Below are 19,251 nucleotides of genomic sequence, written 5' to 3'. Positions count from 1 at the left end.
ACGGACTGCTCACGAACGGCGAGACCCCGTCGAGTCGACGATTCGAATCGGCCGCCGAAACGAGGGAGACGAACGTGTCGAGGGGGGCGAAACCATGAGCGTCGTTATCGTCGGGACGCTCGACACGAAAGGCGAGGAGATCGCGTTCGCCCGCGACGTTATCGAAGCACAGGGGCTCGACACCCACATCGTCGACGTGGGCGTGATGGGCGACCCGGAGATTACGCCGGACACCGACGCCGAAGCCGTCGCCGAGGCCAGCGGGAGCGACCGCCAGTCGCTCCGAGACGCCGGCGACCGCGGCGAGGCGATGGACGCCATGGGTCGCGGTGCCGCCGCTATCGCCGAGCGACTGCACGAGGAAGGCACCTTGGAGGGGATCCTCGGACTCGGCGGGTCCGGCAACACCTCCGTCGCGACGACGGCGATGCGGGCGCTCCCCGTCGGCGTCCCGAAGCTGATGGTGTCGACGATGGCCTCGGGCGACGTCGAACCGTACGTCGGCTTCAAGGACGTCACGATGATGTACTCGGTCGCCGACATCGAGGGACTGAACCGGCTCTCGCGGCGCGTCATCGCGAACGCGGCGCTGGCGACGGCCGGGATGGTCGGAAGCGACGCCGACGTCGACGTGGAAGAGAAACCCACCATCGCGCTCACGATGTTCGGCGTCACGACGCCCTGCGTTCAGACCGCCCGAGCGTATCTCGAAGACACCGGTTACGAGACCATCGTCTTCCACGCGACCGGTTCGGGCGGCCGAGCGATGGAGAGTCTCGTCCGAGAGGGCGTCGTCGACGGCGTGCTCGACGTGACGACGACCGAGTGGGCCGACGAACTCGTCGGCGGCGTGCTCACCGCCGGACCGGAGCGACTCGACGCACCCGGCGAGGTCGGAATCCCGCACGTCGTCTCCGTCGGAGCGCTCGACATGGTGAACTTCGGACCGCCCGAGTCGGTGCCCGAGCGGTTCGAGGGTCGGAACTTCTATCAGCACAACCCGCAGGTGACGCTGATGCGGACGACGCCCGAGGAGACCGCCGAACTCGGCGAGATACTGGCGGAGAAGGTGAACGACGCGTCGGGGCCAGTCGCGGTGTACCTGCCGCTCGAAGGCGTGTCGATGCTCGACGTCGAGGGCGAACCGTTTTACGATCCAGCGGCCGACGAGGCGCTGTTCGACGCCGTTCGGAAGCATCTCGACTCGGATGTCGAACTCGTCGAGATGGACGCCGCGGTCAACGACGAGGAGTTCGCGCTGGCGCTCGCGCGGAAGATGGACGAATTCGTGAGCGAGAGTTCGTCGTAACCGACGACTGAGGCGTTTCGGCGGCGTAGCGTCGGATTGCTCCGGCGTTGCGACGGTCCGACGTAAGGTCGCTCCAACGTTGCAACGGTTCGACGTCGCAACGTCCGACGCTGCGATGCCGTGACGATTCGACGCGTCCGCGGCCCACAAACTCGGGTTCGCGGACCGTTCCGCACCTTCTCGGCGCTGGCGCACCTACCTCTGCCGAACCGCCATGAACAACAACGGTCGACCCACGTGCGACGTCTGCGGCGGCGACTTCTCCGAACAGGACCCGGTCGTCGAACTCCGACTCGGCGAGTTCGCCGTCGAGCAGCGACTGTTCTCGGTCTCACACGCGGTCGGCGGCGAGGTCTATCGCGCGCTCGTCCACCTCTCCTGCGTCGACGCACCGCAGGGCCCCGACCGCGGTCGGACGCTGCGGGGGATTCTGGACGCCGTCGGGGTGCAAGACGCGTCGCTCGCGTTCGCGGAGCCTCCCGGCGCTCTCGGCGAACCCGAACCGGTACCGGACGCCTCCGAGAACGATTGAGCGCTTTGCCACGTTCGACAAAAGTGTGTCAGCCGGTGAGCGCGACGAGCGGGTCGCCGGCGAGCGTGACACCGACTACGGCGACCGTCGGAGTCGGACGCGCCCCTCGTCGTAGGAGTCGACGTGTTCGGTCCGCAGTTCGTTCGAGTCGTCGTCGCCCCACCCGAGCAGGTCTTTCACCTTGTCCGTGAGGCTCGAATCGTCGTCGCGGTCGACGGTCGCGCGGTCGCCGTTTACCTCGCGTATCGTTCCCACCCGGTCGCCCTCGGCGGTCACGACGTCTTTGCTCCGATCGTCTTCGGTGAACTCTCGAACCATCGCACGTGATAAATCGTTACAGTCGGGGAGATAGATCCTGCTTGTATTTACCGACCCATCGAGGACGCGTGCGCGGTCCGGCGAAGACGGCTGCGCGACCCACTGAGGAGAACGTGGGCCGACGATGTCCGCGCGGCCGCGCGCCGCTCGAACGGGCGGGTCGACAGTTATGGATCCGCGCGTCGCGAACCTACGCGGAGGAGGACAGATGAACTTCGACGAGTTCACCGGTCAGGTCCAGAATCGACTCGAACTACCGGATACCGGCGAATCGGTCCGCGCTATCCGGGCGACGCTCACCACGCTCGGCGAGCGACTGCAGGAAGGCGAGGCACAGGACCTCGCCGGCCCGCTTCCGATGGAGATCGACCGCTACCTGCTCGACGCGGACTCCGGTCAACGCTTCGCCTTCGACGAGTTCGTCGACCGCGTCGCCGAGCGCGAGGGGTCGACCGACCCCATCGACAGGAGCGACGCGACGTATCACGCGCAGGCTATCGTCGCGCTCGTGAACGACGTCGTCCCGCCCGGCGAGATGGAGGACGTGCGAGCGCAACTGCCCGAGGAGTACGGGAAGCTGTTCCAGTTGGCCGACGAACGAGAGGAGTAGGCACGCGAGACGAAAATCGAACGCGAACGCCGACCCGTCGCTCACCCGATGGTGATGTGGCCTTCCCCGCGCAACTGGTCGGCGTCCTGCTTCTCGTACCGCCAGACGATGTCGGCTTTCTCGTCCTGCCAGTCCCACGGTTCGACGAGCACGATGTCGCCCTCGCGAATCCAGATTCGCTTGCGCATCCGACCGGGGATGCGACCCATCCGCTCTTTGCCGTCGTTACAGCGGAGTCTGACGCGGCCGTACCCCTGCATGTCCGTCACGAGCGCGAACTGCTCGTCGTCCGTGGGCATCCGGAGGTTCCGCCGTCCGGATTCTTCACTCATAGTTGACAGTAGACGGCGGGAGAGCTAATAGCTGGCGTCGAACCCGGTGCGACGCGTCCGAGCGCGAGTACGGCTCCCGTCGCGCGTCGCTCGCCCGGTCGTCATCGGTTCGCGCGCTCGTGGTCGAGCAGACGTCGCTTCAGCGTGAGGTCGTCGTCGCCGGCGGAGTAGCCACCGAGCGAGTCCGCGCCGACGACGCGGTGACACGGAACGACGAGCGGGACGGGGTTGCGGCCGCAGGCCTGGCCGACGGCGACGGCGGCGGTGTCGAGCGTCGCCGCCAACTCGCCGTAGGTGCGCGTCTCGCCGTAGGGAATCGCCGCCATCGCTCGCATCACCTCGCCGGTGAAACCGATCGGTCGACGCACGTCGAGGTCGAACCTCCGGCGCTCGCCGGATTCGTAGGCGGCGACCTGTCGGCGGAGTTCGCCCGGGGACGCCGACACCGCCGTCTCGTCGAGCGTGACGACCGCTCCGAACAGTCTCACGTCCACCCTGGTCGCCCCCTCTCGGGTCGTCGCCGTGGTCGACGCGCTCCGCCCCCACCGAACCGTTCTGTCGAGTTCACTCTCTGGGGGACGACCCGCCGGAACAAGACTGATTCGGCCCGTGAGGCGCGACGTCGTTCCTCCCGGGCGCGTCGTCTCTCCCGGGGTGGCGTCAGTTTCTCCCGTCGTGTGTCGGTTCACTCCACGTCGGCGAGCGCGTACAGCGATCCGCCGAAGGCGGCGACGTAGAGCGATCCGTCGACGGCGGCGGGACTGCTGAGCACGTTGCCGTCGGTCCCGAAGCGCCAGCGCCGCTCGCCGCTGTCGGCGTCGACGGCGTGGACGCTGGCGCTGGAACTGCCGACGTAGGCGGTGTCGCCGACGATGGTCGGGCTACTTCTGACGTAGCCGCCGGTCGGATAGCGCCAGCGCTCCTGTCCGTTCGCTGCGTCGAGCGCGTACAGGCCGCCGTCGTCGCTGCCGACGTACACCACGCCGTCGGCGACGCTCGGACTACTCTGGACGCCCCTACCGGTGACGTACTGCCAGCGCTGGATCCCGTTTTCGGCGTCTATCGCGTAGACGTTGGTGTCCTCGCTGCCGACGTACACTACGCCGTCGACGACGCTCGGACTGCTTCGGACGACGTCGTTGGTTTCGAACTGCCACGACACCGCCCCGGTGTCGATGTCGAACGCGTACACCGTCCCGGTGGAGTCGCCCACGTAGACACTATTCTCGTCGACGGCCGGGGTTCCGTCGACGTAGCCGTCGACGCGGGCGGTCCACTGCGGGTCGCCGGTCTCGGCGTCGAGCGCGTACACCGCGCCGCGGGGGTCGACGAGCGACGTCTCCGCGCTGCCGACGTACACCACGCCGTCGACGACCGTCGGACTGCTCGGTGAGCGACCTTTCGTCGCTCGGCCCGACGTGTTGATAGTCTGGTACTCCCACCGTTGACTCCCGTCAGCGGTGTCGAGGGCGTATATCGGCTGTTTTCCCGTCGACGCGCCCACGTAGACGGTATCGCCGACGACCGCCGGACTCCGAGCGAGCACCTCACCGGACTCGAACTGCCACCGGTCGTCACCGGATTCGACGTCTTTGGCGTACAGGAAGCCGTCGTTCGCTCCGAAGTAGAGCGTGTCCTCGACGACGGCCGGACTCGACAGGATGCCGCTGACGTCCCGTCCCAGTATCTGCCGTTCTCCGGGCGTGAACCGCCACCGAACCCTCACGTTCCCGGAGGGTCCGACCCCGTCTATCTGGTAACCCGTGTTCGCGGCGTCGCTCTGGAACATCGGCCACGCGGCGCGCGGCGTCTGCGACTGGTTCTGTCGTGACTGCTCTCGACGATTCGACCCGGTCTGTTGCGTGTTTTCTCCCGTAGAGTCGGTCGCTCGACCCCTGACGGAGTACAGCGGACCGCCGACGCCGACGGCGCCGACCGCCGCGAGGAATCGGCGGCGAGATTGTTCTGGGTGCGACACGATACATCGAGATAGTCCGTCTCAAAACGTAACTGTTTTTTACGCTCCCTCAGAGAGTACGAAAACGCTGAAGTTCCGGAGGATTCGACTGCGGGTCGACGCGTGGACGGACGGTCAGCGGCGGAGTCGTTCCGTGACGGCCCCACACCTGAGACACGTCGTGGTCCGGCACGGCACCCGTGCGAACTTCCGGTTCTCCGGGTTCGTCTGCTGTTCGTCGCTCGTCGAGACGATACTCACCTCGACTTTGTGTTCCGTCTCATGGCCACAGTCGGCGCACTGTTCGGTCAGCGTGTAGTCGTCTTCGCTCGGTTCCGCCGATACGCTCCCTCGATTTACTTTCTCCATCGATATATAGTGTTCCCCCAGCACAGTCTCCGCGCTACCATCCGTAACTCACAGCACTTCTGCTTCGGGAACATGCCTGTACTGACAAGGTGTATAAATAGGACCGCCGCCGCTGTCGGACACTCCTTCACCCCCGGGTACGCACGGCGAGTTTATCTCGGTCGACGGCCTCCCTACGTCTCGACATGACGTTCGTACTCTTCGGTGGACTGCCGGGCGGCCCCGAGATGCTCATCATCCTCCTCATCGTCGTCCTGCTGTTCGGCGCGAACAAACTCCCGGAACTCGCGCGTTCGACGGGACAGGCGATGGGCGAGTTCAGGCGCGGCCGAGACGAAATCGAACAGGAACTCCGACAGTCGCCAGCCACGTCCGGCCCGACCTCCGGCGTCGGCGACACCGAAGACGACGTGGACCTCGACGCCGACACCGAGCGCGACGCCGACTCGCAGTCGACGAGCTGACGCGACTCGACCGCTTCAGTCACCGGGGACGGCACTCGCTGTCTCTCGGGGGGTCATCCGTCGGTAGGTGAACACGAACACGCCGGTCGCGACGGCGATGAATCCGGCGGCGAACAGAAACGCCGCCGTGTTGGAGACGACGTCTTTGACTACGCCGACCATCAGCGGCCCCGCCACCTGCCCGATTTTCCACGAGATAGAGCGAAGCGACATACTACTGGCGACCGAATCGAACCGTTCGCCCTCTTCGACGAACAGCGCCATGCTCGCCGGGAGGCGGAGGCTGTCGGCGACGCCCAAGATGGCGTAGGCGGCGAACAGCGAGAAGAACGCACCGCCGAGCGTCAGCGTCCCCTCGAACGTCTGGACGTATATCGGGTCGAACGCGCCCTCGGCGACGAGTGCGAACGGGATGAAGGCGGTCCCGACGCCGTAGACGAGCGCTCCGGCGGCGACGAAGTACGGCTTGCGCCCGATGCGGTCGGTCAGATCGCCGACGTACCCTTGCGATATCGATTTGGTGAGTTTGCCGCCTGCGAGAATCCACCCGACAGCGAACGCTTCGATACCGAACTGGCCGTACGCGAAGATAGGGAGAAAGATGATGACGGCCATCTTCCCGACGCTGAACGAGAGGCGGAAGAACACCAGCGCCCGAATCATCGGCCGGTCCAACAGCGCACGAAACGTCTCGACGCTCGTCGCATCCTCGGGGTCTTTCCGCCCTCCGGGGTTCGACCGGAGGTTGAAGAAGACGAGCGCGAACGCGCCGATAGTCACCGCGCTCAGCACGAGGTAGGTGAGCGTGAACCCGTGGGCGTACAGCAGGTAGCCGCCGACGACATCGCCGAGCAGACTGGAGAGCGCGGCGACCTGGTTGTAGGATCCGAGCCACCGACCGCTCTCGTTGTCGGGGCTTATCTCGCCGACGACCGTCGACCCGGTGATCCAGAGCAGACTCGCGCCGAGGCCCTGCAGCATCCGAACCAAAACCACGTGGACGGCGTTGTCGACGAGGACGAACGCCCCGAAGACGACGACGTTCAGCGCCAACCCGGCGAGCAAGAAGTGTTTGGCGTTGCCGGTGTCTATCTTCCGGCCGAGCGGGAGGACGATGAGCAGTTGCGTCAGCGCGAACGCCGTGCCGAACAGTCCCTCGACGACGCCCGTCGTCTGGTATATCTCGGCGTACAGCGCCAGCGCGATGATGACCGTCGAGTACGCCTGACTACGGGCGAACGCCGTCCCAGCGAGGGCGGCGAACTCCCGGTTTTTGAGCAACGACAGCGACTGGCCCGGTACCGAGACCACAGTTGCGATTCGAAATGGTGGGCGGACGGATAAATGACCGCATACCGGACGCCTTAGCGGGTGTTTCACACGGGCAACGCCGGGGAAACGAGCCGTCGCCGCGGACGCAGGCGGTCGGTGTCTCGGCGTTCACCGCCCGTCTCAGAGTTCGATGCGCTCGACGAGTTGGTCGTCGGCTTTGGTGTTGACCGCGACGATACGGATGTCGTTCTCCAGTCGGGAGTTGTGCATCTTCGCCTTCAGGAGATTGTCGACCTGGTAGACGCCCGCCGCGTTTATCATCTCTATCTCGACGAGGACGGGCACGTCGTCGCCCTCCTTGAGCGAGACGCTGTTGATTGCTTGGCTGGAGAGCGTGTTGATGCCGCGGCCGCCCTTCTCGTAGGGGATGCGCGAGCGTCCGCGCTCCATGTCGAGCGCGTCGGCGATGCGGATGACACCCGCCTCGTGGGTGAGCGGGTCCTCCTCGGTGTGGTGACAGAGGATGGCGTGCAGCACCTCGGCTTTCATCCGGACGACGCCCGGCGTCTCGTAAAACCGCGGGAGGAAGCGGTCGAGGAGATCCGCCGCGAGCGGAATCGAGTAGTAGGCGTGTTCGTCGCGGTGGACGGTGTGACCGATGTCGTGGAGCGTCGCCGCGAGCGCGACGATGACGGGTTCGTCCGCCTCGTCGAGCCCCTGCTGACGCGCGCCGTTGAACTCGACGCCGCCTCGCTTGAGCAGGTCGTAGAGGCGGAGCGCGCGGTTCCGAACGATTTCGATGTGTTTCGCCCCGTGGTCGTTGTACCCTTTCCGCGTGACGGCGTTGACGTTCTGTGCTTCGAGATACGTCGTCACCTCGGGGTCGTCGAGCAGTTCGGGAAGAATCTCGTTCAGTTTCTCGTCGGGGTAGGCGTGGTCGGCCTCCGAGTCGTACTCCCGCCCGCCGTCCGTCGTGTCTTTCGGGTCGACGCTCGCGTCACTACTCATATCCGACCCAATGCTCGGCGGCGGAAAAGAACTTGCTTTCGATGTGTCTCACGTCGCCACGGCGGTGGATTCACTCAGTCGGCGGCGCTGGCCGCCGCCGACTGCACTTCCTCGTAGTTCGGTTCGACGCCGGGGTCGTCACTCACCCACTTGTACGTCACGTCGCCGTCGTCGTCGACGACGAACACCGCGCGTTTGGACACGTCGTAAACGCCGAGCGACGCGAAATCCATCGACACGTCGTAGCGGTCGACGAGTGTTCGATTCGCGTCGCTCAGAAGCGGGAAGTTCAGGTCGTTCTGTCGGCGGAACTCGTTGAGCGTGAACGGCGTATCGATGCTGACGCCGTAGACCGCGGCGTCGACGGACTCGAAGTTCTCGATGCGGTCGCGGAACGTCTGCATCTCGTTCGTACACGTGCCCGTGAACGCCGCGGGGAAGAATGCGAACACGAGCGGGGCTTCGTCGAGTCGATCCGAGAGCGTGAACGAGCCGACGTCGCCGTCGGCCAGCGGAACGGTGAAGTCGGGCGCGTCGTCTCCTACGTCGACCATAGTCGGCGAAAGTGATAGAACGGAATGACGCTTGCGCTTGCGGAACCGCTCCGGGGGTATCGACCGGGCCGTCGTCGCCCGTATCGACGGTCCCGCGGCCGCTTCGAGCGCCTCATCGGACGGTTTTCCTCACTCGACGGAGCGGACTCGGTGAGCAAAAAGCCTATAACCGCCACAGAGTTAAGCAGGAGTAGAGATGTTCGACACCGCAATACCACTATTCGGGGCGCTTCCGGGGGGGCCCGAAATGCTCATCATCCTCCTCATCATCGTCCTGCTGTTCGGCGCGAACAAGCTGCCGAAGCTCGCGCGCTCGACCGGTCAGGCGATGGGTGAGTTCAAGAAAGGACGCGAGGAGATCGAAGAGGAACTGCAGGAGATGGAAGGCACCTCGGATAGTTCCACCGACGACACGGCTTCGTCTACGACGACGTCCACGTCGACGCAGACGAACAACGAAGCGACCGAGCAGAGCAGCAACTGACCCTTCTGCCCGACGAGTCGGGCATCATTTTCCGCCGTCGAAGCGCACGCTTTTCAGCGACGGCTGCGAACGGTCGCCGGGGCGTGTGGCCTAGCGGATAGGGCGAGAGGTTCCTAACCTCTAGATCGTGGGTTCGAATCCCATCACGCCCGCTCTTCGTGCCGAACGGAGTGAGGCCGAAGAGCGACGCGTGTGGGATTCGAATCAGGGAGGTCGCGCGCAGCGAAGCGAGCACGTCCGACCGTGGTTCGAATCCCGCCACGATCGTTTACTGCGTTCACTCGCGTGGCGTAGTTCGCAAACGCTGCGCGTTTGCTCACTCCCGCCACGCCCGCTCTTCGCGTCGAGCGAATCCAGCAGAAGACGCCCGCTCCTCGTGCCGAGCGACGCGACTTTTTCTCTGCTGGTGACGTTCCGGTCTGTATGGCCACCACGCCCGAGTCACCACCGGGACCGCCGGGTCTCCCCGTCGTCGGCAACACACACCAGTTCGGGCGGGACGCACTCGGGTTTCTCTCGGACGCGGCTACGTACGGCGATATCGTCGGCTTCCGCGTCCTCGGCCAGCAGTTCTATCAACTCAATCCCCGGTGTACGTCGAACACGTGCTCGTCGAGCACTCCGACCGCTACGTGAAGGCGTCGTTTCTCGAACGGCAGTTCGGTGACCTCGTCGGCGACGGGCTCCTCGTCAGCGAAGGCGATCTCTGGCGACAACAGCGCCGGCGCATCCAACCGGCGTTTCAGCCACCACTATCAGCGCCTACGCCGAGACGATGACCGCGTACGCCGAGCGAATGATCGACGCGTGGACACCCGGCGAACCCCTCGCCGTCAACGAGGCGATGACCGACCTGACGCTCGAAATCGTCGGGAGCGCGCTGCTCGGCGTCGACGTCGCCACCGACGCGCCGGAACTGGGCGACGCGTTCGGTGTCGTCCTCCGCGAACTCCACCGACGGACCGGGATACCTCTCTCGCTGCCGAACTGGCTTCCGACGCCCGCCAATCGACGGTTCGACCGGGCGATGCGCGTCGTCGACCGAGCGGTCGTCTCGGCCGTCCGTGCCCACCGACGCGGCGACGGAGCGGGACCGCTCGTCTCGACGCTGCTCGAACCCGACGAGAACGACGAGCGGATGCGTCCGCGACAGCTTCGCGACGAACTCGTCACGTTTCTAGTCGCCGGTCACGAGACGATCGCCGTCGCGCTCACGTTCGCGTGGTACACTGCTCGGTCGAGTGACGGCAATGCACCGGCAAAGGTGCAGCAGTCGGACGGGTTTGGGAGACAAGTTCGAAACTCTCACACACTATTAGTCCAAAGTAATTGAGAGTTAATTCGGCAGAAGGACTTTTCAATAATGAACACAACTCACTCCCAATGGCTATCGACGACGCAGTCGACTCGGATGCCGGGCAGTTCGACGACGCCGGCGAGGGGACGTCGGACTCCGAGGCGCGTCGCCCGGCCGCCGTGGGGGAGTACACGTGGGCGGAGTACCTCGACGAGTACGGGCCGCCGGGGGCGGCCGACGACCTCTATCGAGGACTTCGACCCGCGCCGGGCACCGACCGCTGGGAGGACGACGAAGACGTACAGACGAAACCCGTAGGGACCGACTGGGACCGCATCCCACTCGACCCGGTGTCGTTTCTGGGCTTTCACCCCGACGACATCGACGCGCGAGTGGGACTCGCCGGGGGCAACGCCGAGACGCTCCACGAGCTATTCGAGGCGTTCTGCGACCCCGAGACGACGCCGGTCGTCAAAGACGAGTACATCTGGGAGCACTACAAGCGCGAGTACTACTACGAGGACGACGGGACCCGCCCGCGCGACGCCGACGGCGAGATAGAACGGTTCGACCCCGTCGACGCGCTGGGGCACGACCCCGACGCTATCGAGAACACCATCTCGCATCTGAGCGACCGCGCCGAGGAGTTAGAAGAACTCGTCGAGGAGCGCACGGTCAACACGAGGACCGACTTCGACGAGGACGCGTTCTTCTCGACGGACGCGGGTACGACGACGGTCGCCAATCGCTACGACCTCGAGAAGGCGGTGCCGATGGCGAAGAAGACGCACTTCGAGGAGATCGAACGCTACTGGGTGAACGAACCGTACGCGTTCGTCATCATCTTCCACTCCACGAAGGAGAACGAGGACAAGTACTACGTCGTCCAGCCGTACATGAACCGTCTGGAGCGGGAACTCGAAGAGTATCTCACCGGAAAGCTCCGGACGGCCATCAAGTACGACGACGACGTGGTCGGCGGCGACACCCACCGCCGCCGCGTCATCGAGACGCAGACGTACGAACTGCTGGAGCGGTACGACCTCTACAGCCGCGAGCGGACGGTGCCCTTTGCGAACACGCTCGCCGACCGACTCGGCGTCGCCGGCGACGACGAGGGCGTCGCGGGGAGACTCGTCCGCCTGCTCGGTTACCGGCCGGCCGAGGCGGACGTGACGGGGCTCGACGGCATCTCGGCCCGCCCCGAACCTGCGGTGTTGGCCGACGACGACGTCGACCTCACGGAGTATCAGGTCGAGAAACTGCTCTACTTCCTGACTCGGGACTTCATCGGCTACGAGCGCATCGACGGCATCAAACACGACATCAACGTCGAGGACATCTCCTGCGACGGCTACAACTCGCCGGTGTTCGTCTACCACGGCGACTACGAGCAGATAATCACGAACGTCTACCACGAGGAGACGGAGTTGGACGACTTCGTCGTCAAACTCGCCCAACGGTCCGGAAAAGGCATCTCGAAGCGCCGCCCGCAGGTCGACGCCACGCTCCCCGACGGCTCTCGCGCGCAACTGACGCTCGGCAGAGAGGTGTCGGACCACGGGACGAACTACACCATCCGGCAGTTCAAGGACGTGCCGTTCACCCCCATCGACCTCATCTGCTGGCACACGTTCTCGCTCGACGAGATGGCCTTTTTGTGGCTCTGCATCGAGAACCACAAGTCGCTCATCTTCGCCGGGGGGACGGCGTCCGGGAAGACGACGAGCCTCAACGCCGTCTCGCTTTTCATCCCCTCGAATACGAAAATCGTCTCCATCGAGGACACCCGCGAGGTCGAACTCCCGCAGCGCAACTGGATCGCGTCAGTCACCCGACCCTCCTTTTCGGACGACGACAAGGGTGACGTCGACGAGTTCGACCTGCTGGAGGCCGCGCTGCGACAGCGCCCCGACTACATCGTGATGGGCGAGATTCGCGGCGAGGAAGGTCGAACCCTCTTTCAGGTCATGTCGACGGGACACACGACGTACACGACGTTCCACGCCGACTCCGTCGGTGAAGTGCTCAAGCGATTCACGACCGAACCCATCAACGTCTCGAAGACGATGTTCTCGGCGCTGGACCTCGTCTCGATTCAGACCTCCACCCGGGTGCAGGGCAACAAGGTCCGCCGGAACAAGTCGCTCACCGAGATCAACCACTACGACGCCGAGAACGACGAGATAAACGTCCAAGACGTCTACCAGTGGCAGGCCGAGGACGACGAGTTCCTGCTCATGGGTGAGTCGAACACGTTGGACGAAATCAAGTTCGACCGCGGGTGGTCCGAGGAGACGCTCCGCTCGGAGATCTTCGAGCGACAGGTCGTCCTCGCGTATCTCATCGACCGCGGGCTGAACACGTACACGCAGGTCGCGGCGACGTTCCAGGCGTTCATCAACGACCCCGAGACCATTCTGACGCTGATGGCCGAAGACCGGTTGGAGAAGAGCCTCGAAGACCTCCGCGAGATGGAGTCGGTGCTCATCGACATCGACCCCGAGAAGGAGGAGATGGTGCCGCGGCCGGACCCCGACGCCGAGACGCTGGCGGAGGCCCGCGAGATTCTGAAACGCGCCGAGGAGGAACTGTTCGACGAGTACCGTGGCGAACCCGTCGGCAGCGTCGCCGACGCGCTCTCGGGCGTCGAACCCGCCGCGGACGTGACAGCCACGTCGGCGACGCCGTCGGAGGAGTCGCCGACGGTGGACGGTCCGGCGCTGGACGAAGCGGGCACGGACCCCGAACTCGACGCTGCGGCGAGCGACCCGGAACTCGCGGACGGCGACGACATCGACGGCAGCGACGTCCCGGCGCTCACCGACGGCGTGAACGACGACTTCACCGACGTGTACGGAGAGACGCTCGACGGCGACGAGACAGCGAACGATAGTGAGCCGACGCCCGTCGACGAGCAGACGTCCGCCGGCGCGAAACCCGAGGGCGCAGACGACGCCACGGAAGCGGCCGATAGCCGCACGGACGGTAGTCGCACGGACGACAGTCGGACGACGAGGCTCGACGACAGCGAGAGCGACACGACGGAATCGGACGCCGACGACGGTGACGGCGCTGCGGGAGACGACGAGTGGCACTTCGGAGGCGCGTCGAGCGACGTCGCGGCGGCCGACGAGGGCGACGAATGAGCCTGGACACCGGGTCGAGCGGGGCGGGAAGCGCAAACGCGGGCGAGATGCTCGGCGACGCGTTCTACCCGCTTTTCACGTGGCTGTTCGACCCCGACGGCGACTTCGTCGCCGACGTGGAGGAGAAACTCACGCAGGCGCGCGTCACGACGACCGTCGAACTGTACATCTCACAGGCGCTGGCCGTCGGCGTGCTCGCCGGACTTGCGCTGTGGCTCGCCGGGACGCTTCTCGGCTACGCGCTGTTCCAGTTCGGTCTGGTCAGCACCGAGATGCTCTCGCTCGGCGCGCGAATCCCGAACCCGACGGTCGTCGACCTGCTGGAGGCGATGAAGATGCCCGCCGCCGTCGGTATCACGGGGCTGGTGTTCGGCTCTCTCGGCTTCGGCCTCGGCTTCGGGACGCTGCTGGCGATTCCGTACTCGACCGCTTCCGCCCGAAAACGCGAGATAGACATGCTGCTCTCGGACTCCATCTCGTTCATGTACGCGCTCTCGGTGGGCGGGCTGAACCAACTCGAAATCCTGGAGGCGATGGCCAAAGCGGAGGACACCTACGGCGAAGTCTCCCTGGAGTTCCGCAGCATCGTCCAGGAGACGGAGTACTTCGGCACCGACTACCGAACCGCCATCCAGAAGCAGGCGATGGAGACGCCGAGCGACGAACTCTCGCAGTTTCTCACCGACATGCTCTCCATCGTCAACTCCGGCGGCAACATGCAGCAGTTCCTCGACGACAAGAAGGACAAGCACATGCGCACCGCCAAGCAGCAGCAGGAGCTGACGCTCGAAACCCTCGAACTGTTCGGCGAGATGTACATGACGCTCTCGCTGTTTCCACTCTTATTGATCATCATCCTCGTCATCATGAGCATGCTCGGCAACGCCGACGAGATGCTGCTGTACGCGACGGTCTACGGACTGATTCCCCTCACAGGAGTCGGCTTCCTCGTGCTCGTCTCGACGGTGAAACAGGACGAAGTCGGTGACGGGTACCTCAGGCCGACCGACGGGAGCGAGCGACTCGCCGAGGAGAACAAGGAGAGTCTGGTCCACCTCGGTCTCGTCGAGAGCTTCGTCGGCGAGTTCAGCCTCTTCGACCGCGTGAAGAACCGCGAGGGGACGTTCAAGACCAAGGAGCTACTGAAGCGACCGCACATCTTCTTCCGCGACAACCCACTCTTCACACTCGTCTTCACGCTCCCCGTCGCCGCCGTCGTCGTCGGCGTCTCGGCGGCCAACGGCGTCGCGCCGCTGTCGTGGGACGGGATGGTTTCGCAGCCCGTGTGGGGGACGTTCGTCTGGTGGTACGTGCCGTCGTACATCGTCGCCGTCCCCCTCGCCGTGTTCCACACGTGGAACGTCTACTCGCGCAACGCCGTCATCGGCAAACTCTCGGACAACCTCCGGAAGCTGTCGAGCGCCAACGACACGGGACAGACGCTGCTCGAATCGGTCAAGACGGTCTCCGACACGTCGTCGGGCAAACTTGCCGACGAGTTCGACGTGATGCACGCGAAGGTCCACTACGGGATGAGTCTGCGGGAGGCGCTCGTTGAGTTCAACAACAAGTACCACATCCCGCGACTGGCGCGGACGGTCAAACTCATCACCAAGGCACAGGAGGCGTCGAGTCAGATCACGGACGTGCTGACGACGGCGGCGCAAGCCTCCGAGAATCAGGACGACATCGACCGCGAGCGGAAGTCCCGCGCGCGGATGCAGGTCGTCATCATCATCATGACGTACCTCACGCTGCTGGCGGTGATGGCCATCCTGAAGACGCAGTTCCTCGACGTGATGTCCGGGCTGACGGGCGGCGGGGAGACGAGCGCCGGCGGGATGAGCTTCGGCGGCGGCGTCGACACCAACGTCCTCTCGGTGCTGTTCTTCCACGCGGTGACGCTGCAGGCGGTGCTCTCGGCGTTCATCAGCGGCTACATCCGCGACGCCGACATCGTCTCCGGCGTCAAGTTCGTCGTCGTCCTCCAGACCATCGCGCTCGCGGTGTGGGTGGTGGTGGGATGAGTCGGCGCGGCAGTCGTCGCACGGGCCGCCGTGCCCGCCGCGACAGACCGATCGGGCGCGCAGACGCCCGCGCGCAGACGACCATCGACTTCGCCATCGGTGCCGGCGTCTTTCTGCTCGCCGTCGCGTTCGTCGTCGCGTTCGTCCCGTCGATGCTCTCGCCGTTCGCCGACGGTGGACAGGAGGACACCGTCGTCGCCGACCGAGTGGCCTCGCAACTGGTCGGCGGGACGCTGAGCGCCCCAGACACCCCGTACCGCGTCGACAGCGAGTGCGCGGCGGTGTTCTTCGGCGCGTCGGTGACGGGCGATCCCGACTGCGGCTTCGACCCCGGCGCAGCGACCGTCAACGACCGAGTCGGCGTCTCCGACGGCGTCCATCTCAACGTCACGCTCGACGGCGACCGGACCGGCGACGGCGTCGACCGGCTCTGCTGGGACGACGACGAACGGCGCGTCGTCGAGGCCGACGCGGACGGCTGCGACGCCGCGAACCGATTCGAGGCCGGACCGACGCCGCCGGCGGACAGCAGTTCCGTCGTCGTGGCGTGGCGGGCCGTCTCGATGGCCGGTGAGGCGGGACACCTGGAGGTGCGCGTCTGGTGAGCCCCGGAACGAGTCGCGGACGCGGGACCGACCGCGGCCGGGGTGACCGCGGGCAGGCGCACACGCTCGAGGCGGTGCTGTCGGCGATGATTCTGCTCACGAGCGTCATCTTCGCGCTGCAGGTGACGGCGGTGACGCCGCTGTCGGCGAGTACGTCCAGCCAGCATATCGAGAACCAACAGCAGGCGACCGCAGAGGGCGTCCTCGCTACGACCGTCGACTCGGGGTCACTCGAACGGACGCTGCTGTTCTGGGGCGACGACGACGGCGACGGCGACGATGAGTTCCGCGGCGCGACAGACGAGGCGTACTACACCGGCGACTACCCGCCGACCGAGTTCGGTCGGACGCTCCGGTCGACGTTCGGCGACCGGGGCGTCGCCGCCAACGTCTACGTCCGCCACCACACCGACGCGGGCGACGAGCGCACACAGCGGCTCTTCTACCAGGGCGAACCGAGCGACAACGCGGCGACGGCGACCCAGCTCGTCACCCTCTACGACGACGCGGTGCTGTACGACGACGAGGACGACGACGGCGTCGCCGAACCGACGGAGACGGAGATCGACGGCTCGAACTTCTACGCCGAGAACGCCGACGGCGGCGACAGCGGCGTCTACAACGTCCTCAGAGTGGAGGTGGTCGTGTGGCGGATGTGAGTCGCCTTCGACGCGGAGGGCGGGACGGCGGCGTCTCGCGAGCGCAGTTGTTCCTCGTCGGCGCGCTCGCTTTAGCCGTCGTCTTCGTCGCGCTCTCGCTCATCCTCAACTCCGCCATCTACACCGAGAACCTCGCGACGCGCAGCACCGACACGGCGGGCGGCGCGGCGGCGCTCGACACGCGCGCCGACGTGGAGGCGGGCGTCGCCGGACTCGTCGCCTACGAGAACCGCAACCGCGAAGCGGTAAACCCGTCCGCCGTCGAGAGCGGCGTCGCCGAACTCGAAACGCAGGTTCGAAACTACAGCGTTCGCAACGGCCGGGCGGTGCGCGTCTCGTACGACTCGCTCGACTCCGGGACGGCCGCCGAACAGTCGACCGAGGGGCAGTTCCTCGACGACGACGGTTCGGACGACTGGACCGTCGTCGAGGACGCCGACGGCCTCCGCGCGTTCGAGCAGCGGATCCGAATCGGCTCGCTCGCCTCGGACTCCGAGGACGCGTTCGCCACCGAGTTCGACGACGGGAGCGAAACCCACGAGGTTCGCCTCCTGCGGGTCGGCGACGACGACCTGCGCGTCGAAGTCGACACCCCGTCGGGAACCGAGCGCTGTGCGCTGTACGACGGCGCGGACGCCGACGACTCCGTCACCGTCGACCTCACGTCAGCCACCGTCGGCGGCGAACCCTGTCCGGCGCTGGAGTTCTTCGAGGAGTCGGCGACCTACGACGTGTCGTACGACGACGGCGACGCCGTCGAGGGCACGTACCGCTTCGTCGCCCGCGGCGGGAGCATCGGCGAGGTCCCCTCCTCGACGGAGGCCATCTACGCGGTGACCGTCGAGCTGACGTACCACTCGTCGGACCTCGACTACGAGACGACGATTCGGGTCGCACCGGGTGAACCCGATGCGTAGCCGAGGCTCGCCGCGGCGGCCGCGGCCGCCGTGGCCGCCGAACTCGCGGTCGCCGGCGCGAACCGACCGCGCAGTATCGACGACGTTGTCGTACGTCCTCGCGCTCGGTATCACGGGGATTCTCATCTCCGGCCTGCTGGTCGCGGGCGGCGGACTCGTCGAGGACCAGCGCGACCGGACGCTCGAAAACGAACTCCGCGTGGTCGGCCAACAGTTGGCCGCCGACCTCGAAACGGCGGACGCGCTGGCGGCCTCCGCGCCGTCGGGGACGGTGCGACTCGACCGGCGACTCCCCTCGCGCGTCGTCGGGACGAGTTACGTCGTCGACGTGGTCGACGGCGACGACGACGGCGAAGCCGACTCGATTCGGCTGTCGACGTCGAGCCCCGACGTGGCGGTCACCGTCGCCTTCGTGACGCGGACGGCCGTCGCCACGGAGTCCGTCAACGGCGGCGACGTGCGCATCGACTACACCGGTTCCGAGTTGGTGGTCGAGAGTGCGTAACCGTCGTCGCAACCGGACGCCGACGCAGAGCGAGCAGCGTCGCACGTCGGCGCTGGAGTCGCGACGCGGCCGCCGTTCGCGGGCGGTGAGCGAAACGGTGAGCTTCATCCTCGTGTTCGCACTCATCACCGGCACGGTCGGCGTCGTCTACGTCTCCGGCTTCTCGGGTCTGCAGGACGCTCGCGACGCCGAGCGGTTCACGAACGCCGAGCGCGCCTTCGACGTGATGGCCGACAACCTCGCGGACATCCACCACGAGGACGCGCCGAGTCGAGCGACCGAACTCAAACTCGCCGACGCGCAACTGCTGTTGGGGCAGTCGCACTCCGTCGGCGTCGACATCGCCAGTCGGGATGCGGTCGACGACCCGGAGAAATCCTACCAGCCGATACTGTTCCGAACCGGGTCGGGCTCGGAACTCGTCTATGAGAACGGCGCGGTCATCCGCACGGACCCCGGCGGCGGGGCGGTGATGCTTCGGGAACCCGACCTCGTCTCCCGAGGGACCGGCAACGAGCGCGAGCTCGTCGTGCCGATGATTCTGACGAACCCCGGCGACGGACGGACGAACGTCGGCGGGTCGACGACGGTGCTCGTCCGCGCCGAACACGCCGAGACGGAGCGCTTCCCGGAGGCGACCGACACCACGGTGACGCTCACGCTCGACACGACGACGGAGCGTGCGCCCGTCTGGGCGCGCTACTTCGAGGCGGAACTCGACCGCGACTGCGAGTTGACCGGCGCGGCGGAGTCGACGGTGACGTGTTCAGATATCCCGGTCGACAGCGTCTACGTGACGGCGACGTATCTCAACGTGGAGTTCGAGTGAGACGGCGCGCTGTACTGTCCGTCCGCCTCCGTCTCCCTCTTTCTTCGCGTCGCC

22 protein-coding genes and 1 tRNA gene are annotated in these 19,251 nt (G+C 66.0%); 15 read left to right on the top strand and 8 right to left on the bottom strand.

Annotated features, from left to right (window positions below; translation table 11 throughout):
* The first annotated feature begins 94 nt into the window (after nucleotides 1-94).
* Both LAQ74_RS08810 and LAQ74_RS08805 read left to right on the top strand, forming a co-directional pair.
* Nucleotides 95-1,309 carry a Tm-1-like ATP-binding domain-containing protein gene (locus LAQ74_RS08810; protein WP_224332185.1) on the top strand — a complete coding sequence of 405 codons (1,215 nt, stop codon included), beginning with the start codon at nucleotides 95-97 and terminating at the stop codon, nucleotides 1,307-1,309.
* 214 nt (nucleotides 1,310-1,523) lie between these two features.
* A complete protein-coding gene (locus tag LAQ74_RS08805; protein ID WP_224332184.1) occupies nucleotides 1,524-1,841 on the top strand; it encodes a hypothetical protein in 318 nt (105 codons plus the stop codon).
* Nucleotides 1,842-1,916: 75 nt separating this feature from the next.
* Here the strand turns inward: LAQ74_RS08805 and LAQ74_RS08800 are convergent, their stop codons facing one another.
* Entirely contained in the window at nucleotides 1,917-2,159 is a 243-nt protein-coding gene (locus LAQ74_RS08800; RefSeq protein ID WP_224332183.1) for a hypothetical protein, read from the bottom strand.
* A 208-nt stretch (nucleotides 2,160-2,367) separates the two neighbouring features.
* Here LAQ74_RS08800 and LAQ74_RS08795 point away from each other — a divergent pair, with 208 nt between their 5' ends.
* A complete protein-coding gene (locus tag LAQ74_RS08795; RefSeq protein ID WP_224332182.1) occupies nucleotides 2,368-2,769 on the top strand; it encodes a DUF2267 domain-containing protein in 402 nt (133 codons plus the stop codon).
* Nucleotides 2,770-2,810: 41 nt separating this feature from the next.
* On the opposite strand, the gene eif1A is transcribed toward LAQ74_RS08795, so the two are convergent.
* The 4 genes from eif1A to LAQ74_RS08775 form a co-directional block, all read right to left on the bottom strand.
* Entirely contained in the window at nucleotides 2,811-3,101 is a 291-nt protein-coding gene (gene eif1A / locus LAQ74_RS08790; protein WP_224332181.1) for a translation initiation factor eIF-1A, read from the bottom strand.
* A 101-nt stretch (nucleotides 3,102-3,202) separates the two neighbouring features.
* Nucleotides 3,203-3,583, bottom strand: a complete 381-nt coding sequence (locus tag LAQ74_RS08785; RefSeq protein WP_224337200.1) for a methylated-DNA--[protein]-cysteine S-methyltransferase — start codon at nucleotides 3,581-3,583, stop codon at nucleotides 3,203-3,205.
* A gap of 203 nt (nucleotides 3,584-3,786) precedes the next feature.
* Nucleotides 3,787-5,079 carry an outer membrane protein assembly factor BamB family protein gene (locus LAQ74_RS08780; RefSeq protein WP_224332180.1) on the bottom strand — a complete coding sequence of 431 codons (1,293 nt, stop codon included), beginning with the start codon at nucleotides 5,077-5,079 and terminating at the stop codon, nucleotides 3,787-3,789.
* Nucleotides 5,080-5,193: 114 nt separating this feature from the next.
* Entirely contained in the window at nucleotides 5,194-5,427 is a 234-nt protein-coding gene (locus tag LAQ74_RS08775; protein ID WP_224332179.1) for a DUF7835 family putative zinc beta-ribbon protein, read from the bottom strand.
* Nucleotides 5,428-5,612: 185 nt separating this feature from the next.
* Between LAQ74_RS08775 and LAQ74_RS08770 the strand changes: the two genes are divergently transcribed.
* Entirely contained in the window at nucleotides 5,613-5,891 is a 279-nt protein-coding gene (locus LAQ74_RS08770) for a Sec-independent protein translocase subunit TatA/TatB (RefSeq protein WP_224332178.1), read from the top strand.
* 15 nt (nucleotides 5,892-5,906) lie between these two features.
* Here the strand turns inward: LAQ74_RS08770 and LAQ74_RS08765 are convergent, their stop codons facing one another.
* The 3 genes from LAQ74_RS08765 to LAQ74_RS08755 form a co-directional block, all read right to left on the bottom strand.
* Nucleotides 5,907-7,202 carry an MFS transporter gene (locus tag LAQ74_RS08765; RefSeq protein WP_224332177.1) on the bottom strand — a complete coding sequence of 432 codons (1,296 nt, stop codon included), beginning with the start codon at nucleotides 7,200-7,202 and terminating at the stop codon, nucleotides 5,907-5,909.
* 141 nt (nucleotides 7,203-7,343) lie between these two features.
* Nucleotides 7,344-8,171 carry an HD domain-containing protein gene (locus LAQ74_RS08760; protein ID WP_224332176.1) on the bottom strand — a complete coding sequence of 276 codons (828 nt, stop codon included), beginning with the start codon at nucleotides 8,169-8,171 and terminating at the stop codon, nucleotides 7,344-7,346.
* A gap of 74 nt (nucleotides 8,172-8,245) precedes the next feature.
* Nucleotides 8,246-8,725, bottom strand: a complete 480-nt coding sequence (locus LAQ74_RS08755; protein WP_224332175.1) for a redoxin domain-containing protein — start codon at nucleotides 8,723-8,725, stop codon at nucleotides 8,246-8,248.
* A 196-nt stretch (nucleotides 8,726-8,921) separates the two neighbouring features.
* Here LAQ74_RS08755 and LAQ74_RS08750 point away from each other — a divergent pair, with 196 nt between their 5' ends.
* From LAQ74_RS08750 to LAQ74_RS08700, 11 genes are all read left to right on the top strand, one after another.
* Nucleotides 8,922-9,209, top strand: a complete 288-nt coding sequence (locus LAQ74_RS08750; protein WP_224332174.1) for a Sec-independent protein translocase subunit TatA/TatB — start codon at nucleotides 8,922-8,924, stop codon at nucleotides 9,207-9,209.
* Between the two features lie 79 nt (nucleotides 9,210-9,288).
* Nucleotides 9,289-9,361, top strand: a tRNA-Arg gene (locus LAQ74_RS08745).
* A gap of 438 nt (nucleotides 9,362-9,799) precedes the next feature.
* Nucleotides 9,800-9,988 carry a cytochrome P450 gene (locus LAQ74_RS08740; protein ID WP_224332173.1) on the top strand — a complete coding sequence of 63 codons (189 nt, stop codon included), beginning with the start codon at nucleotides 9,800-9,802 and terminating at the stop codon, nucleotides 9,986-9,988.
* Entirely contained in the window at nucleotides 9,985-10,542 is a 558-nt protein-coding gene (locus tag LAQ74_RS08735) for a cytochrome P450 (protein ID WP_255647663.1), read from the top strand. The genes LAQ74_RS08740 and LAQ74_RS08735 overlap by 4 nt, the downstream gene beginning before the upstream one ends.
* A gap of 50 nt (nucleotides 10,543-10,592) precedes the next feature.
* A complete protein-coding gene (locus LAQ74_RS08730) occupies nucleotides 10,593-13,655 on the top strand; it encodes a type II/IV secretion system ATPase subunit (protein ID WP_224332172.1) in 3,063 nt (1,020 codons plus the stop codon).
* Nucleotides 13,652-15,682, top strand: a complete 2,031-nt coding sequence (locus tag LAQ74_RS08725; RefSeq protein WP_224332171.1) for a type II secretion system F family protein — start codon at nucleotides 13,652-13,654, stop codon at nucleotides 15,680-15,682. Before LAQ74_RS08730 ends, LAQ74_RS08725 begins: the two co-directional genes overlap by 4 nt.
* Nucleotides 15,679-16,287, top strand: a complete 609-nt coding sequence (locus LAQ74_RS08720; protein ID WP_224332170.1) for a DUF7287 family protein — start codon at nucleotides 15,679-15,681, stop codon at nucleotides 16,285-16,287. The genes LAQ74_RS08725 and LAQ74_RS08720 overlap by 4 nt, the downstream gene beginning before the upstream one ends.
* Nucleotides 16,284-16,946, top strand: coding sequence for a DUF7288 family protein (locus tag LAQ74_RS08715; RefSeq protein ID WP_224332169.1), 663 nt, complete (start codon nucleotides 16,284-16,286; stop codon nucleotides 16,944-16,946). Before LAQ74_RS08720 ends, LAQ74_RS08715 begins: the two co-directional genes overlap by 4 nt.
* Entirely contained in the window at nucleotides 16,934-17,863 is a 930-nt protein-coding gene (locus tag LAQ74_RS08710; RefSeq protein WP_224332168.1) for a DUF7261 family protein, read from the top strand. Before LAQ74_RS08715 ends, LAQ74_RS08710 begins: the two co-directional genes overlap by 13 nt.
* Complete coding sequence (locus LAQ74_RS08705; RefSeq protein ID WP_224332167.1) at nucleotides 17,856-18,368, top strand: DUF7266 family protein; 513 nt, start codon at nucleotides 17,856-17,858, stop codon at nucleotides 18,366-18,368. Before LAQ74_RS08710 ends, LAQ74_RS08705 begins: the two co-directional genes overlap by 8 nt.
* Nucleotides 18,361-19,197, top strand: a complete 837-nt coding sequence (locus tag LAQ74_RS08700) for a DUF7289 family protein (protein ID WP_224332166.1) — start codon at nucleotides 18,361-18,363, stop codon at nucleotides 19,195-19,197. The genes LAQ74_RS08705 and LAQ74_RS08700 overlap by 8 nt, the downstream gene beginning before the upstream one ends.
* Nucleotides 19,198-19,251 lie beyond the last annotated feature (54 nt).

Source organism: Haloprofundus halobius, from assembly GCF_020097835.1.
GTDB classification, from domain to species: domain Archaea; phylum Halobacteriota; class Halobacteria; order Halobacteriales; family Haloferacaceae; genus Haloprofundus; species Haloprofundus halobius.
The sequence above is the reverse complement of the archived record's forward strand: the minus strand, read 5'-3'. Positions and strand labels throughout refer to the sequence as shown.

Excerpts from the sequence above, each read along its gene's own strand:
- LAQ74_RS08800 (WP_224332183.1), bottom strand. The coding sequence starts at position 2,159 with ATGGTTCGAGAGTTCACCGAAGACGATCGGAGCAAAGACGTCGTGACC.
- LAQ74_RS08735 (WP_255647663.1), top strand. The coding sequence starts at position 9,985 with ATGACCGCGTACGCCGAGCGAATGATCGACGCGTGGACACCCGGCGAA.
- LAQ74_RS08720 (WP_224332170.1), top strand. The coding sequence starts at position 15,679 with ATGAGTCGGCGCGGCAGTCGTCGCACGGGCCGCCGTGCCCGCCGCGAC.
- LAQ74_RS08810 (WP_224332185.1), top strand. The coding sequence starts at position 95 with ATGAGCGTCGTTATCGTCGGGACGCTCGACACGAAAGGCGAGGAGATC.
- eif1A (WP_224332181.1), bottom strand. The coding sequence starts at position 3,101 with ATGAGTGAAGAATCCGGACGGCGGAACCTCCGGATGCCCACGGACGAC.
- LAQ74_RS08750 (WP_224332174.1), top strand. The coding sequence starts at position 8,922 with ATGTTCGACACCGCAATACCACTATTCGGGGCGCTTCCGGGGGGGCCC.
- LAQ74_RS08730 (WP_224332172.1), top strand. The coding sequence starts at position 10,593 with ATGGCTATCGACGACGCAGTCGACTCGGATGCCGGGCAGTTCGACGAC.
- LAQ74_RS08705 (WP_224332167.1), top strand. The coding sequence starts at position 17,856 with ATGCGTAGCCGAGGCTCGCCGCGGCGGCCGCGGCCGCCGTGGCCGCCG.
- LAQ74_RS08725 (WP_224332171.1), top strand. The coding sequence starts at position 13,652 with ATGAGCCTGGACACCGGGTCGAGCGGGGCGGGAAGCGCAAACGCGGGC.
- LAQ74_RS08775 (WP_224332179.1), bottom strand. The coding sequence starts at position 5,427 with ATGGAGAAAGTAAATCGAGGGAGCGTATCGGCGGAACCGAGCGAAGAC.
- LAQ74_RS08770 (WP_224332178.1), top strand. The coding sequence starts at position 5,613 with ATGACGTTCGTACTCTTCGGTGGACTGCCGGGCGGCCCCGAGATGCTC.
- LAQ74_RS08760 (WP_224332176.1), bottom strand. The coding sequence starts at position 8,171 with ATGAGTAGTGACGCGAGCGTCGACCCGAAAGACACGACGGACGGCGGG.
- LAQ74_RS08795 (WP_224332182.1), top strand. The coding sequence starts at position 2,368 with ATGAACTTCGACGAGTTCACCGGTCAGGTCCAGAATCGACTCGAACTA.
- LAQ74_RS08755 (WP_224332175.1), bottom strand. The coding sequence starts at position 8,725 with ATGGTCGACGTAGGAGACGACGCGCCCGACTTCACCGTTCCGCTGGCC.
- LAQ74_RS08805 (WP_224332184.1), top strand. The coding sequence starts at position 1,524 with ATGAACAACAACGGTCGACCCACGTGCGACGTCTGCGGCGGCGACTTC.